Origin of the sequence: Fundicoccus culcitae (assembly GCF_024661895.1) — a bacterium.
Classification (GTDB): domain Bacteria; phylum Bacillota; class Bacilli; order Lactobacillales; family Aerococcaceae; genus Fundicoccus_A; species Fundicoccus_A culcitae.
On record NZ_CP102453.1, the window covers coordinates 2,712,781 to 2,727,553 of the forward strand.

Annotated in this window: 12 protein-coding genes and 2 pseudogenes; 8 read left to right on the top strand and 6 right to left on the bottom strand. The window is 41.2% G+C overall.

Annotated elements, in window-relative coordinates; all coding sequences use genetic code 11:
• Positions 1 to 344: 344 nt before the first annotated feature.
• The 5 genes from NRE15_RS12270 to NRE15_RS12290 all read left to right on the top strand — a co-directional run bounded on the left by NRE15_RS12270 (position 345) and on the right by NRE15_RS12290 (position 5,084).
• A complete protein-coding gene (locus tag NRE15_RS12270) occupies positions 345 to 2,198 on the top strand; it encodes a polysaccharide biosynthesis protein (protein ID WP_313793173.1) in 1,854 nt (617 codons plus the stop codon).
• A gap of 26 nt (positions 2,199 to 2,224) precedes the next feature.
• On the top strand, positions 2,225 to 3,067 hold the full coding sequence (locus NRE15_RS12275) for an LCP family protein (RefSeq protein ID WP_313793174.1): 843 nt from the start codon (positions 2,225 to 2,227) through the stop codon (positions 3,065 to 3,067).
• A 32-nt stretch (positions 3,068 to 3,099) separates the two neighbouring features.
• Complete coding sequence (locus tag NRE15_RS12280; protein WP_313793175.1) at positions 3,100 to 3,888, top strand: tyrosine-protein phosphatase; 789 nt, start codon at positions 3,100 to 3,102, stop codon at positions 3,886 to 3,888.
• Between the two features lie 137 nt (positions 3,889 to 4,025).
• Positions 4,026 to 4,793, top strand: coding sequence for a MerR family transcriptional regulator (locus tag NRE15_RS12285; protein WP_313793176.1), 768 nt, complete (start codon positions 4,026 to 4,028; stop codon positions 4,791 to 4,793).
• A gap of 159 nt (positions 4,794 to 4,952) precedes the next feature.
• Positions 4,953 to 5,084, top strand: coding sequence for a hypothetical protein (locus tag NRE15_RS12290; protein WP_313793177.1), 132 nt, complete (start codon positions 4,953 to 4,955; stop codon positions 5,082 to 5,084).
• A 792-nt stretch (positions 5,085 to 5,876) separates the two neighbouring features.
• Here the strand turns inward: NRE15_RS12290 and NRE15_RS12295 are convergent.
• The 6 genes from NRE15_RS12295 to NRE15_RS12320 form a co-directional block, all read right to left on the bottom strand.
• Complete coding sequence (locus NRE15_RS12295) at positions 5,877 to 6,098, bottom strand: hypothetical protein (protein WP_313793178.1); 222 nt, start codon at positions 6,096 to 6,098, stop codon at positions 5,877 to 5,879.
• A 40-nt stretch (positions 6,099 to 6,138) separates the two neighbouring features.
• Positions 6,139 to 6,978 (bottom strand): energy-coupling factor transporter transmembrane component T family protein, encoded by an 840-nt coding sequence (locus NRE15_RS12300; RefSeq protein ID WP_313793179.1) that lies wholly within the window; start codon positions 6,976 to 6,978, stop codon positions 6,139 to 6,141.
• The gene (locus NRE15_RS12305) at positions 6,975 to 8,714 is read right to left on the bottom strand and encodes an ABC transporter ATP-binding protein (RefSeq protein ID WP_313793180.1); all 1,740 of its coding nucleotides are present in this window, start codon (positions 8,712 to 8,714) and stop codon (positions 6,975 to 6,977) included. Before NRE15_RS12305 ends, NRE15_RS12300 begins: the two co-directional genes overlap by 4 nt.
• A 3-nt stretch (positions 8,715 to 8,717) precedes the next feature.
• Positions 8,718 to 9,272, bottom strand: a complete 555-nt coding sequence (locus NRE15_RS12310) for an ECF-type riboflavin transporter substrate-binding protein (protein WP_313793181.1) — start codon at positions 9,270 to 9,272, stop codon at positions 8,718 to 8,720.
• An 18-nt stretch (positions 9,273 to 9,290) separates the two neighbouring features.
• Positions 9,291 to 10,070, bottom strand: coding sequence for an SAM hydrolase/SAM-dependent halogenase family protein (locus NRE15_RS12315; protein ID WP_313794997.1), 780 nt, complete (start codon positions 10,068 to 10,070; stop codon positions 9,291 to 9,293).
• 192 nt (positions 10,071 to 10,262) lie between these two features.
• Positions 10,263 to 10,775 carry a methyltransferase family protein gene (locus NRE15_RS12320; protein ID WP_313793182.1) on the bottom strand — a complete coding sequence of 171 codons (513 nt, stop codon included), beginning with the start codon at positions 10,773 to 10,775 and terminating at the stop codon, positions 10,263 to 10,265.
• Positions 10,776 to 11,598: 823 nt separating this feature from the next.
• Here NRE15_RS12320 and NRE15_RS12325 point away from each other — a divergent pair.
• The 3 genes and pseudogenes from NRE15_RS12325 to NRE15_RS14645 all read left to right on the top strand — a co-directional run.
• Positions 11,599 to 12,567, top strand: coding sequence for a diaminopimelate dehydrogenase (locus NRE15_RS12325; protein ID WP_313793183.1), 969 nt, complete (start codon positions 11,599 to 11,601; stop codon positions 12,565 to 12,567).
• A gap of 1,810 nt (positions 12,568 to 14,377) precedes the next feature.
• Positions 14,378 to 14,509: pseudogene (locus tag NRE15_RS14640) on the top strand (LysM peptidoglycan-binding domain-containing protein); the annotation flags it as partial.
• Positions 14,510 to 14,551: 42 nt separating this feature from the next.
• A pseudogene (locus tag NRE15_RS14645) lies at positions 14,552 to 14,740 on the top strand (LysM peptidoglycan-binding domain-containing protein); the annotation flags it as partial.
• Positions 14,741 to 14,773 lie beyond the last annotated feature (33 nt).

Sequence of the window (14,773 nt, forward strand, 5' to 3'; positions counted from 1 at the left end):
CAAATATCGCGCTTAATTTCGAAAGTCGTTGTATTAGATTGTTCTAATGCAACGGCTTTTTTGCTTTTTACACTACAAATTTTTAGTACATAAGAGTATAATAAGTTTAGCTATACACAATCTTTATATTTTTTGAAGAAATTAAAAGAATTTACAGTTTGTTTTTTCAAAATCATGTATAATGTAGGAAGTTAATGAAAAAGCTTGCTAGCTTAACGTTTGAAACGAACTCGCTTTTTGAAAAATTTTAACTAAATATCTCTGCGACACCGCTTTTCCTACTGCATCCATTCAAAACAAACTGACAAAATTCCATCCTATACGAAACGGCGAGGTATTATACAATGAGTGAGAACCAAAACTTATCCAAGGTAATTGTTAATTATGTAGAAAAATTGACTCCTATACAGAAAAAAGTTATTTGGTTTTTTATTGATTTATTGATGTTTTCCTTGGGAACATTTGCGGCTAACCTGCTCTACTTAACGATCATTGATTTATCATTTGGCTATTTAGTGAGCTATACGTTACTTTCATACGCTATTTTCTTAGTGGTGAGACGTTTCATTCCTTTGAGTTCTAGTATTCATCGTTACACGGGTATTATCGATTATGTCTTTATATTTGCCATGACCATTTTTTCAGCAGCAGCTTCAGGTCTTATCACGTATTTTATTTTTAACGAACTATCGTTAAGATTTATCTTTTTATCAGGCACTATTAGTGCTTTGTTAGTGGTTGGCACGCGGGCGTTATGGTACATTATTTATTTAAAACGAAATGTTCGAAGTGGACGCGAAGAACCGCAACGTAAAGTCGTTTTGATTGGTGCCGGTGATGGTGGTTCGGTCTTTATGCAAAATTACCGTCGGCGGCCAACGGATTTACAAGTGGTGGCAATTCTAGATGATGATCCTGCCAAACATAATCAAAAAATCGGTGGTGTGTCGGTGGTAGGTGATTTAAGCAAGCTTCATCAAGTTATCGTTGACTTGCAAGCCAATGAGGCGGTTATTGCCATCCCGTCATTAAAACCAGAAGAATATGAACGGATTATTAAAATTTGTAACGAAGAAAAAATTAAAGTTTACAAAATGCCAGAAGTCGAGGATGTCTTACTCGGTATTCACCAACAAGATACGCAATTAAAAGAAATTGATATAGCGGATTTATTAGGTAGAGATGAAATTGCTTTAGATGAAGAGCCCTTAAGTAAAGAGTTGGAAGGCAAAGTGATTGCTATTACAGGAGCGGGTGGTTCCATCGGGTCTGAAATCGCACGCCAAGTGAGCAAGTATAATCCGCAAAAGCTTTTATTAATTGGTCATGGTGAGAATTCGATTTATTTAATTAACGGGGAATTAACAGCCAATCGCAGTCATATGATTCAATATGTGCCAATCATTGCTGATATTCAAGATTATGATCGTATCTTACAAATTTTTGAAACAGAAAAACCGGATATTGTTTATCATGCAGCGGCCCATAAACATGTTCCCTTGATGGAAGCCAACCCTTCAGAAGCTTTGAAAAACAATATTATGGGAACCTATAATGTCGCTCGGGCCGTTGATATGGCCAATGTTGGTAAAATGGTGATGATTTCGACCGATAAAGCCGTGAACCCTCCCAATGTGATGGGGGCTTCGAAGCGAATTGCCGAACTGATTGTGACCGGCTTTAACGAAGTCAGTCAATCGACTTATTGTGCGGTGCGTTTTGGGAATGTCTTAGGTAGTCGTGGGAGTGTTATTCCACTCTTTAAAAAGCAAATTGCTGAAGGTGGTCCAGTGACAGTCACTGATTTTCGTATGACGCGTTATTTTATGACCATTCCAGAAGCCAGTCGTTTAGTTATTTATGCTGGAACCTTTGCAGCTGATGGGGAAGTTTTCGTTTTGGATATGGGTGAACCGGTTAAAATTATTGATTTAGCCAAGAAGATGATTTTACTGTCAGGCTATACCTTGGATGAAATTGGTATTGTTGAAGTGGGTAAACGACCTGGTGAGAAGTTGTATGAAGAATTAATTGCCTCTGATGAAATGACCAAACGTCGCGTGAATGAAAAAATTATTGTCGGAAAAGTTATGAAGATGCCACTTGAGGATATTAATGCCTTTATCACGGAACTTGACACGACACCGCAAAAGGAACTTAAAGAAAAAATCATTGCTTTTGCGAATTCAACTACATAATAATTATTTTGAATGGAGACAAATGGATGAAAAAGGGATTAATATGGCTTGTCGTGATGTTATTTATGTCAATGTTACCCGTTGGAATGGCTCAAGCAGAAGAAGGAACAAGCTCAGATACAGCTAGTGAAAAAAGCTTTTCAGTTTTGCTGTTAGGTGTCGACACCGGTGATTTAGGCCGGATTGAACAAGGACGGTCCGATGTCATGCAAATTATGACCGTGAACCCGTCTGAGCAGCACATAACGTTATCTAGTATTCCAAGAGACACCTATGTTAATATCCCAGGTTATTACATGGATAAAATTAACCATGCCTACGCTTTTGGTGGAGTTGAGTTATCGAAAGCCACGGTTGAAGAATGGTTAGGTATTACGATTGATAATTATGTGGTGGTTAACATGAGCGGTTTAAAAGAAATTGTTGATGCCGTTAATGGGATTACCGTCGTTCCACCAACCAGTTTTTCCATTGGTGGTTATGATTTTGTCGAAGGGGTTGAAACCCGTTTAGATGGTGAAGCTGCTTTGGCTTATTCACGGGAACGTTATACATCGGGTGGCGATTATGCCCGTCAAGGGCGTCAACGTGAAGTCATTGAAGCCGTCATGAAAGAAGCCGTTAATCCAGCGGTGTTGGCTAACTTACCACAATTATTAAATGCTTTTTCCGATAATATTGATACGGATTTAGATTTAATGGACATGCTTAGTTTGTTCACTAAATATGCCAATAGCGATTATACGGTGGACAATTACCAATTTACGGGCGAAGGTGCCATGATTGATGGTATTTATTATGAAATGATTTATGATAGTTCTTATACGGAGATACTTGGCTACATCAAAGCCGATTTACAGGTCGAGTAGCAGCGGTATTTATTAAAAGGGAGGGCGAACCATTGATAATTGATTTACATTCGCATTTATTGCCGGGCGTTGATGATGGCGCCAAAACACTCGAAAAGTCATTGGAACTAGCACGGATTGGTGAAAAAGAAGGTGTCGAACATCTTGTCTTAACCCCTCACCACCGCAACGGTGTGTATGTTAATCATAAGAAAGATGTTATTGCAGCGGCTGATAAATTACAGGCGGAGTATGAACGCCATAACCTAGCGATGAAAGTCTATCCCTCGCAAGAAATTCGTTTGACCGAGCAATTTTTTGAAGATTTTTATGCCAATAATTTGTTATCTTTAGATGCTGAAGGACGGTATTATTTGATTGAGTTTCCAACGGCGTCTGTGCCATCGTTCACCAAGGGGATTTTTGAAGAGTTGCTTCAAATGGATCGCATTCCGGTCATTGCCCATCCAGAGCGGAACCAGGTTTTGCAAAAAGATTTTCGTTTAATGTATGAGTTGATTGAGATGGGGGCTTTGGCTCAGATTACCAGTTCGAGTTACAGTGGTTATTATGGGGAAGAGCTGCAAAATATTAGTCGCGAGATGATTAAAGCTAATCTGGCACATATTATTGCTTCAGATGTCCATCACTTGGATTTTAGACCGTTTAATATGGAAGCCGCCTTTGAGCAGCTGACAGCGGATTTCGGTGAGGAAACCACGACGTATTTTAAAGAAAATGCCCGCCATATTTTTAATGGGGATGATGTTCCCCGCCGTAAGCCCGTCGAACCCGGCGGCAAAGGCAAGAAGAAATTTAATTTGTTTAAGTTCTTCAAGTAAATATCACTGCTTCGAACGTGTCCGGACTTTTAATGATGGTTGATCATTAGAAGTTCGGCTTTTTTTAATAAATATCGCTGTTTTTCGCTTGACCTTTCCCTTACGTCAAGCTTTATACTAATGGTTGAGGTGAGGAAATGCCATACACAATTGGACAATTAGCTCGGTTAACGGGTGTGACAACACGGACCTTAAGACATTATGATGCGATTGGCTTACTGAAGCCATCAGAAGTTTTGGAAAATGGCTATCGGATCTATCATGAGGATGATGTAGCACGCTTGCATCAAATTTTGGTTTACCGGGAATTGGGCTTTGAACTAAATGCCATTAAAGATATTTTGACCACGGATCAATATAATCGCATGGTTGTGATGGAAAATCACCTTGACTTGCTTGCGCAAGAAAAGCAACGCATCGAAGCTTTAATTCAATCCGTCGAGTTGGCGATGCAAAAAAGTAAGGAGGGTTTACCGATGAGTGAACAGGATTTTGACGTATTTAAACGCGAAAAGATAGCGGCTAACGAAGCGCAATACGGCGAAGAGATTCGTGAAAAGTATGGTGCCGAGGTAGTTGAAAAGTCCAATCAACATTTTTCTAAGATGGATAAAGACAGTTATGCGAAGATTGAAGCGTTAACTGTTGAGCTGGGGGAATTGTTGGCGAAACATGTCGCCGATAATCATCCATTAGGTGATGCAGGGCAACTGATTGCCAAGAAACATGCCGAGTTTCTTAAAGCAGCTTGGCCAGATGGCTTATTCAGTCAAGAAGCGCACTTGGGCTTGGTTGAGATGTATACCCTAGATGACCGCTTTAAAGCATATTACGACGCCTTCGCAGAAGGCGCGACGGATTATTTGTATGCAGCCGTGGTTGGATTTTATTGGGTGGAGGAGTAGGTTAGTTGGGGTGGGGTAGTTGGAGAGGGATTGTTGGAGTGGGATAGTTGGAGTAGGGTAGTTGGAGAAGGATTGTTGGAGTGGGTTTGTTGGAGTAGGATTGTTGGAGAAGGATTGTTGGAGTAGGTTTGTTGGAGTGGGTTAGTTGGAGTAGGGTAGTTGGAGTGGGGTAGTTGGAGTGGGGTAGTTGGAGTAGGTTTGTTGGAGAAGGATTGTTGGAGTGGGTTTGTTGGTTTGGTTGAGGTGCTGGTGGAAGTAGTGGCGAGTGGCTTGGTTGAGTCTCATTTTTGAGTCTTGCCGAGCTGCTTTTTTTGTTCTGGAGAAGTATGCGAACCCATCAACCTCAGTTAGGTATATAAATGGAGGAAGATAGTTTCTGCTACTAAGGTTAAAATAGATAGGTGGCGAGGAGGTGAGTTGGCATCGCCGGCTAAATAGATAGGTGGCGAGGAGGCGGGTTGACATCGCCGGCTAATTCCACATAATCCCGCAAGTGGAATATGCTAGTCGAGTTAGTTCCACTTAGTTGGTAAATGAGGAGTAAAAGCCGTGTGCGTTGAGTGATTTGGCGGAGGAAACAGTGGGCTATGAAGATGACTACCGATTAGTAACTTTCTTACTCTGATAAATTCTATCTGTTAAGCTAATCTTTAGTTTACTGTCTTTTTAAACGCTATATTGTAGTTCGTCGGTAAAACGAACTACATTTTTATAGTTCGTTGGTAAAACGAACTACATTTTTATAGTTCGTCGAGAGAACGAACTACATTTATATAGTTCGTTGTTAAAACGAACTACATTTTTATAGTTCGTCGAGTGAACGAACTACATTTATATAGTTCGTTGTTAAAACGAACTACATTTATATAGTTCGTTGTTAAAACGAACTACATTTTTATAGTTCGTCGAGAGAACGAACTACATTTTTATAGTTCGTTAGTAAAACGAACTACATTTTTATAGTTCGTTTGCCATTCGAAGCTATCTTTCTAACTCCGTTCCCAATTCGGAGCTAACTTTCTTACTCCATTCACCATTCGAAGCTAACTTTCTAACTCCGTTTGCCATTCGAAGCTAACTTGCTTACCACATTGACGATGAGTTACAAGGCAAGAAATTAAAAAGCGTTGAATATCTGAGAATTGTGAGTAATTTAAAAAACCCCGTCATTTGAAAATCTCTATGAGTGCTTTTTACCCTCTCCAATTCGCCCCACGAAAACAAAAAAAGCAGCCAAGATTCAAAAGAACCCTGACCGCCATCAGCCGCCATCAAACCGCCACCCAAACCACCTACTTCCCTCAATTAAACCGCCACCCATCTCCATCCCCCATCTTACACTATACTACCCAAACGGATTATAAAATCGGCCTTGATTGATCACAAAGCAATACACACCCACCGCTGTAATAGCTAAAGTAACCATAATTGCTAATACATCGTTGCGATCAAAGGGCTTAGCTGAATACCAGCTGCGTTTTTTCTCCTTACCGAAACGGCGTAAGGTCATGGCTTGGCTTATCACTTCAATGCGTTCTAAGCTTGAGAAAATTAAGGGCATAATAATTTGGGCAGAATGCTTAATCCGTGAAACCAGCGACGCTTTTTCACTCATTTCAATACCACGGGCTTGCTGGGCTTGGCGGATATTTAAATAGGATTGTTGAATATCAGGAATGTAGCGTAAGGTCAAACTCACGGCATAGGCAATCCGATACGAAACGCCGACACGATTCAAACTGGAGGCAAACTCGCTAGGATTGGTCGTTAACATAAAAATCAGCGCAAAAGGGATGGTCGCAAAATATTTAATGGCGATATTTAATTCATAAAAGAGTTGCTCCCACGTTAAGCTATAACGGCCGATGCCTTCCCATAACACCGTCCGTGACTGGTAAATGTCAACGCCGTATTCCGGTTCGAAAATATAAATCATCACCAAATTGATGAGTGAAATCGCCGTTACAATATACACCACCATACGGATATCTCGCCAACGAATCTTGGCAAAATACATCAGCACCACCGCAAACACGCTCACACCTAATAAAAAGCGAGTGTCGTAAGAAGTCATGGTAATGACGGACAAAATTAAAAAACAAATTAATTTTGAAGCCCCGCTCAATCGGTGCACAAATGTATTGCGCGGAAGGTAACCTAAAACAGCCTGTTGCTGTTGGCTCATGTTGGGTCAACCTCCCTTCCTCTTTGTTGCCGTTCATATGCAATAAAAGCTTTCAATAAATCGTTAATAGAGACATCTGGCAATAAAGCCCCAACTTGATACAATGACGTTGGGTGTAAGTCAGCCTCTTCAATCAACTCTTTTCGCGCGAACAATTCACTGGGAGCTAAGTCCGCTAACAATTGACCGCCACTAAAAACTAACGAACGCGTCGTGTACTCTTGAATGAGATGCATGTCATGCGAAATCATCAAAATCGTCATTTGGTATTCCTGATTAATCGTTTCTAAAAACCGCATCATATCCGAATAATGAGCATAATCTTGCCCAGCCGTTGGTTCATCTAAAATCATCACCGACGGTTGCAAGACTAAAATACTGGCAATGGTCACCCGCCGCTTTTGTCCATAGGACAACGCACTAATTGGCCATTGACGAAACGGGTACAAACCACAAATCTTGAGCGTGTTGTAGACGCGCGTTTCAATCTCTTCCGCATCCACACCGCGATTCACCAACCCTAAAGCCACCTCGTCAAAAATCAAGTTCTTTGAAATCATATGATTAGGGTTCTGCATCACATATCCAATCGAATCCGCAATTTCCTTTATCGACAAGTCACGAATATTTTGACCTTTTAAATAAATATCCCCATGCGTCGGTCGCAAGAAACCACCGAGTAATTTAGCCAAAGTCGATTTACCGGCTCCGTTTGAGCCGACAATACTCACCATTTCACCAGCAGCAATTGAGAAATTCACATTAGCTAAGGTTTGTGAGCGCGCATCTTCATCGTAAGCAAAGCTAAGCTGCTTGACCTCGATCAACGACTGAGAAGCAGGGGTATTTATTGGGGGGTGGATGGTTTTTGTCCAAGAGGCGATGGTTTGTCGTTGTTCAGCGTTCAGCATATCGGGGCGGAAGGCGCCGAGTTGCTTTATGGACGCTAAATCGATGCCGGCATAGTCCAACAAATCCAAATATAAGGGTTGACGGACGCCTATCGATTCTAAAATATCGGACCGCAGCAGGGCGTCGGGCGTCATATTAGCAATTAAGTGGCCGTCGTGCATCACAAGGATGCGGTCGACATTTGTGGATAAAGCCTCTTCTAACCGGTGTTCAATAATTACGGTGGTCAAGTTTTGGCGTTGGCTCAGACGGTCGATGAGGCGCATGGTTTCATAGCCGGACGCAGGATCGAGGTTGGCCAAGGGTTCGTCGAATAACAAAATGGGCACTTGATCAATTAACACGCCAGCGATGGACACCCGCTGCTTTTGACCACCCGATAGTTGATGCGGGGTATGGTCATGCAGTTCTTCAATGTCCAATTCATTCATCCACTGGGACACTTGTTTTTTCATCACGTGCTGGTCGACGACGTCATTTTCCAAAGAAAAAGCAATATCTTCAGCAACGGTCAAGCCAACGAATTGCCCATCGGTATCTTGCAAGACCGTCCCGATGGAAAGCGATAAATCAAAGAGTGACACATCTTTCGTCGATTTACCTTGAATTAAGATTTCACCGGTCAAGTCCCCATCATAGGAGTAGGGAACTTGTCCATTGATGCACTTGGCCAAGGTTGATTTTCCGGAGCCGGATGGTCCGATAATCAGGACCGTTTCACCAGGATAAATGGCGAAAGAGATATCGATTAAATTGGGTTCGGCTTGGCTTTGATACTTAAAATTTACCTGTTTAAATTCAATGATTGGTTGTCTGTCATTCATAGCTTAATCTTTTTTCAGTGAACCGGCTTTAGTACGTGTGCTAGCATACGCTTTAAGTAAAATCGTTCCAAGAATCCCAACGGCTAATGAATTCAAGCCGGCAGAAACTACCCCTTGTGTAAATACTTTTGAAGCAGGTTCAGCATAAATTAAGATGTCCAAAACAGGCGCGACGATAATCCAGCAAACCGCATTAACAATAACTTGACCCACATTAAAGCGAATCATATCATTTTTATCAAATTCGCCTTCGTTAACTTTTAATTGACGACCAATCAGACCGTAACCAAAACCAACCACACCTGAGGTCAAGACCCAGGACCACCATAAACCGTAAGTTAATAAGTCTTTCACCGCATGGCCAATGAGACCAATAAGGGCTGCTGGGATTGGACCGTAAATCGCCCCCATCAAAGCTAAGAAAGGATAGGTTGTTTCAACACTCGTGTTAGGCACCGGGGTTGGAATACTTAAGAAACGACCTAAGATAAAGAAGACGGCACTTCCGATACCGATAGCGACTAATTGTGTTAAAGAAGAATTTTGTTTGTTGTTCATAATAAATGTCCTCCGAAATTATACTTTTTTAATGGTAATTTTCCATTCATTACCTGTCCCGATTTTATAGGTGTCTGAAAAAGATTGTTGATTAATAGCGATACCTAAGCGAATTAATGAATTAATATACCCAACGGTTTCACCCACCTTAACATCCGCAAAACTGTGTCCAAACAACATCTGATTTTGATATTGCTTCATGTCGTGGTGATGAATCGTGACCAAAATAGTGTCACCCGTATTGATCCCAGCCTCTTTAAGCATTTGCGACGGAATATTCGTCCAAAGCGATCCGAAACGGATATCCAAAATGTCAATCACTCCATGAATGATTTCCCCATCAAAGACAGGGTCCAGCACTTCCAGTTTCACCACTTCTTGATTAGCGGTTGCGTCCCCTAAACTGTCATAATAGCTAGGATCATTAGCAATCATCGCCCCATTATAGACATACACATCGCGTCCATGGAAGGTATGGCTCTCCTCAGAATGAGGCAGACGGTCTGTTTGTTCATTAATAACACGAACACTTTCAATCCCAATAAATTTCTCAATATGCGTCAACGATCCATTGTCAGGGGTTACGACATAATGACCCGATTGAGTTTTAACGGCAATACTTTGCCGATTACTCCCCACACCCGGGTCAACCACCGACACAAAAACCGTTCCAGCCGGCCAATAATTAATGGTTTGCCACAAGCGGTAAGAAGCTGCACTGATATCATAAGGTGGAATATCGTGCGTCAAATTATTAATTGTTAAATCCGGCGCAACCATATAAGCCACACCATGCATGGCAGCAACAGCCCCATCAACTAAACCAAAATCAGTCTGTAAAACTAATAATTTTTTATCCAGTGTCACCACTCCTTAATACTTTTTTAACAAAGTCAAGCATACAATAAAATGTTCGTTTAAACAATTAAATCCTATTCTTTTCTTGCGAAAATCATCAAACATTCGTCTTTTTTAACTAAATATCCCTGCTTAGATGTAGCGTCTCGTTGTTTGACAATAGTCTTTATAAGCCTCTGGGTAGGTTTCATGGCACCAAGCTTCTTCTGCTAAAACAATGGTATGCCCCGAAATGATAAAAATTACAAGAAGAATCGCATAAATCCAAGCATTCATCAGAAGAGCCGCCCCCAAGTAATAGATATAGTAAGCCACATACATCGGATGACGACTCCAACGGTAGACCCCGCTTGTAACCAAACCCTCTTGCCTGAAATCTAAAATCGCTATAAGTAGCAAAATGCTACCAGCGACGAGTAAGATGGCTCCCAAGTAATTCCAAATAGAAGCCCACTGAATATTGTAATAAAAGGGAACCGCAATCAGGAAAACTTGAACAATTTGATAGACATAATATATTTGCTTCTGCTTGTCCGTCATCGGCGCAAAAGCCGTAATCCGTTGATTATAATTTAGCCCCAAAAACTGGGGAATAAGGATTCGAATAATAGCCAGCGGAATCAAAACAACAGCACCATTCATCATTAACCACACCTTCTTTGTCATATTTAAGTTGATTGTAGCACAGCAACGAACGATTAACATCACAAACCTGTTTGTGATGTTAATCGTTCGTTGTGAGTTGGAGGCGATGCGGTGGGTGATTTGCTAGACTATCAACATTTCTTGCTTGAACCCCGTTTTTACCTTACAATTTATTCGTTAGTGACCTATTTATTAGGAAAGTTAGATTCGAATGGTAAACGAACTAAGAAAGTTAGCTTCGAATGGTAAACGAACTGTAAAAATGTAGTTCGTTGCCTCGACGACCTATAAAAATGTAGTTCGTTTCCTCAACGAACTAAATAAATGTAGTTCGTTCACCCGGCGAACTATAAAAATGTAGTTCGTTTTACCGACGACCTATAAAAATGTAGTTCGTTTCCTCAACGACCTATAAAAATATAGTTCGTTAACTCGACGACCTATAAAAATGTAGTTCGTTTCCTCAACGACCTATAAAAATGTAGTTCGTTTCCTCAACGACCTATAAAAATGTAGTTCGTTTCCTCAACGAACTATAAAAATGTAGTTCGTTAACTCAACGAACTATAAAAATGTAGTTCGTTTTACCGACGACCTATAAAAATGTAGTTCGTTAACTCGACGAACTATAAAAATATAGTTCGTTAACTCGACGAACTACATAATTGCGTTCGAAAAGACCAACTTAAGATGACGTTAGCAGTGAGGACTTCCCAGGGCAAGAAAGTTAGCTTACTTTTCCGAGCAGATATTTATTGGGGGTAAAGATTGACAGGGGGAGGGGGTTGGTTCAAAATAGAATTAATTTAAAGGAGGCTTTCATATGATAAAAGTAGGAATAGTTGGTTATGGGAATTTGGGGCGTGGTGTGGAAGCGAATATTAAAAATGCGCCAGATATGGAATTAGTGGGGATATTTACTCGACGAGAACCTGAATCGATTAAAACGGAAAGTCCGGTATTTGGCCTGGATTTAATTTATGATTTTAAAGGGATGATTGATGTGTTGATTTTGTGTGGCGGTTCGCGAACGGATATTCCTGAGCAAGGGCCGATGTTAGCGGAGTATTTCAACACGGTGGATAGTTACGATAATCATGCACAAATTCCTTTGTATTTTGCCTCGATGGATCATGTTGCGCAGACGAATCGTACAGTGAGTGTGATTGCGACAGGTTGGGATCCGGGTTTATTTTCCTTGAATCGGCTTCTCGGTGAAGCGATTTTGCCTAAGGGGAACACTTATACTTTTTGGGGTAAAGGGCTGAGTCAAGGGCACGGGGATGCGGTGCGTCGCATTGAGGGTGTGAAAGATGCCGTTCAATATACCATTCCGAATGAAGAACTGATTAATAAAATAAATATCGGTGAAGAAGTTGTTTACGATTCACATACAGCACATACTAGAGAAGTTTATGCTGTTTTAGAAGAAGGAGCTGATGCTGCTACCATCGAAAATGAGATTGTGACGATGCCTGACTATTTTGAGGGCTATCAAACAAGGGTGCATTTCATTTCTGAGGAAGAGTTGGCTGCTAATCATCAGGGGTTACCTCATGGGGGGCATGTGATTCGTTCGGGGTATACGAGTGAAAACAATCATCAACTGTATGATTTTAAATTGCAATTGGGAAGCAACCCAGAATTTACCGCTGCGGTGAATGTAGCTTATGCTCGGGCGGCTGCCAGACTGGCTAAAGAAGGGGTTAGAGGGGCTAAGACGGTTTTTGATATTGCGCCGGCTTATTTGTCACCTTATGATGCCGACGAATTGCGTGAACGCTTATTGTAAAATTAAATGGTGCGCGGGCTTTCGGGAATCATAGAAAGCCCGCGCTTGCTGTTGGGGTGCAAGTGAAGTTGGAGGTACTAGTTATTCGGACGGTGAGGGAGTAGCGCGGAGGAGGGGTAGCGTTTTCGGGGTGGGGTGATAAGCGATTAATCGGGATAACCAGGGTGCTTCAACATTCGAACAGAAAATAAGATGTCACTTGAATTTGATGAAATGACAGGACTTCATCTCCCATTTGCACGCAATCATTTGGCGGTTGAATGTAAACGGGAAGTGAGCGGACGTTAAGTAAAGCTAAGCAGTCATCAAATGACTCATTTTTGTGACCGAATATAGCTAATTTGTCATCTGCTCAGGTAGCAAAAGACAGAATAGCCTATTCTACGCAAAATCAAAGTAAAAAAGTAAGTGGGAAGTAAGTGATTGTCAGTCTATAATAGCCCACCTATGTATGAATTAACTATAATTATTAGGCAAATGATTAATCTGGCCATTACTCTGTTAGCAGTGACTAGATTAATCATTTTAAACTGATGATTCTTGAAAAAATATCAAATTGATATGATTCAGCGAAGAGAATCAGCCTTTTATCACGTTGATGTATCGTAAACAACCACTCGTTCGTTTCTCACTTACTCCCAACCGCCAGAGGTAATCCTGAGAGGCGGATTGGCCCTCCCACTTATCGCTCACACCCCGCGTGCCTTCGCAAACAAATGAAGACCCGCGCTCCCACCCCGCGTGCCTTCGACAACTCAATAAGCGTAAGCGGGAAGTGAACGAGCGTAAGCAGGAAATGTATTTACGATAAAATAGGCTACGATAAGGCTAATCGGTCATGAAATCAGATATTTGATGACTGATTAGCTTTATTCGGTCACGAAATCAGGTGCTTGATGACCGATTAGCTTTATTCGGTCACGAAATCAGATATTTGATGACCGATTAGCTTTATTCGGTCACGAAATCAGGTGCTTGATGACCGATTAGCTTTAATTAACGATCGCTCACTTCCCGTTTAATAACTGCTCCAATATGTGTGCGCCCACGTAATTGAGAATTGAGTTTTTCACTTTCCACCTACAAAAAGCCCAACGCCAACCAAAAAGTCCCTAATTTACTTACAATAGTAAGAAGCGACAAAGCTCCTAAATATACATTCAACGGCCACTAAACAACCAGATTTTTTTAACGTCAAATTATTCCTATTTTTACAAAAAAATCGCTGTTAAAAAGCGAAATAAAATCGTTAATTCTTCATAAATATTGTTAATTTTTGAAGAAAATTAGTAAATTTAATGTAAATACAGCGCAGCCATTGAAACGCTTTCAATGTGGGTGTAATATAAAGGTAACAAAGGAAATAAATTTGAAACGATAGGAGTTGATTGTGATGAGTAGCATTCGTAAACAAGGGATCATGAAGCGTTTAACAAAATTTGCAATAACCGCTTCGACCGTCCTATTATTAAGCCCCGGCGCCATTTCAGTTGGTGCTCAATCGCAAACACATACTGTAAAAGCAGGCGAGTATTTGTACTTAATTGCTAATATGTATGATGTATCCGTTAGTCAATTAAAAAGCTGGAATAATTTAACCAGTGATTTAATTCTTGTCGGTGCAGTCCTCAATGTTTCCGGTCCAACGCAATCTACCAGCTATACCGTAAAATATGGTGATACTCTTTGGGGGATTGCAAATCGCTTTGGTGTAACCGTAGCGCAATTGAAAACGTGGAATGGCTTGAGCAGTGATTTTATTCGCACGGGAATGCAATTGAAATTAACAGCACCAACGCCAACACCGACTCCTTCTGGAACCTATACAGTAAAATCAGGCGATACATTATGGAAAATTGCTAATCAATACGGGTTAACCATCAGTCAATTAAGAAGCTGGAATGGCATCAGTGGCGACCTCATTCGTGTCGGCCAAGTATTGCGCTTAACGGCACCAACGACCACGCCAGACCCAGGTAGCGCAACCAGTCATACGGTCGTTTCAGGTGACACACTTTATAAAATTGCGGAACGCTATGGCGTGACCGTAGCCCAATTGAGAAGCTGGAACGGCATCAGTGGCGACCTGATTCGTGTTGGCCAAGTATTGCGCTTGACGGCACCAACGACCACGCCAGACCCAGGTAGCGCAACCAGTCATACGGTCGTTTCAGGTGACACACTTTATAAAATTGCGGAACGCTAT

Excerpts from the sequence above, each read along its gene's own strand:
- NRE15_RS12270 (WP_313793173.1), top strand. The coding sequence starts at position 345 with ATGAGTGAGAACCAAAACTTATCCAAGGTAATTGTTAATTATGTAGAA.
- NRE15_RS12275 (WP_313793174.1), top strand. The coding sequence starts at position 2,225 with ATGAAAAAGGGATTAATATGGCTTGTCGTGATGTTATTTATGTCAATG.
- NRE15_RS12285 (WP_313793176.1), top strand. The coding sequence starts at position 4,026 with ATGCCATACACAATTGGACAATTAGCTCGGTTAACGGGTGTGACAACA.
- NRE15_RS12300 (WP_313793179.1), bottom strand. The coding sequence starts at position 6,978 with ATGAGCCAACAGCAACAGGCTGTTTTAGGTTACCTTCCGCGCAATACA.
- NRE15_RS12305 (WP_313793180.1), bottom strand. The coding sequence starts at position 8,714 with ATGAATGACAGACAACCAATCATTGAATTTAAACAGGTAAATTTTAAG.
- NRE15_RS12310 (WP_313793181.1), bottom strand. The coding sequence starts at position 9,272 with ATGAACAACAAACAAAATTCTTCTTTAACACAATTAGTCGCTATCGGT.
- NRE15_RS12315 (WP_313794997.1), bottom strand. The coding sequence starts at position 10,070 with ATGCATGGTGTGGCTTATATGGTTGCGCCGGATTTAACAATTAATAAT.
- NRE15_RS12320 (WP_313793182.1), bottom strand. The coding sequence starts at position 10,775 with ATGATGAATGGTGCTGTTGTTTTGATTCCGCTGGCTATTATTCGAATC.
- NRE15_RS12325 (WP_313793183.1), top strand. The coding sequence starts at position 11,599 with ATGATAAAAGTAGGAATAGTTGGTTATGGGAATTTGGGGCGTGGTGTG.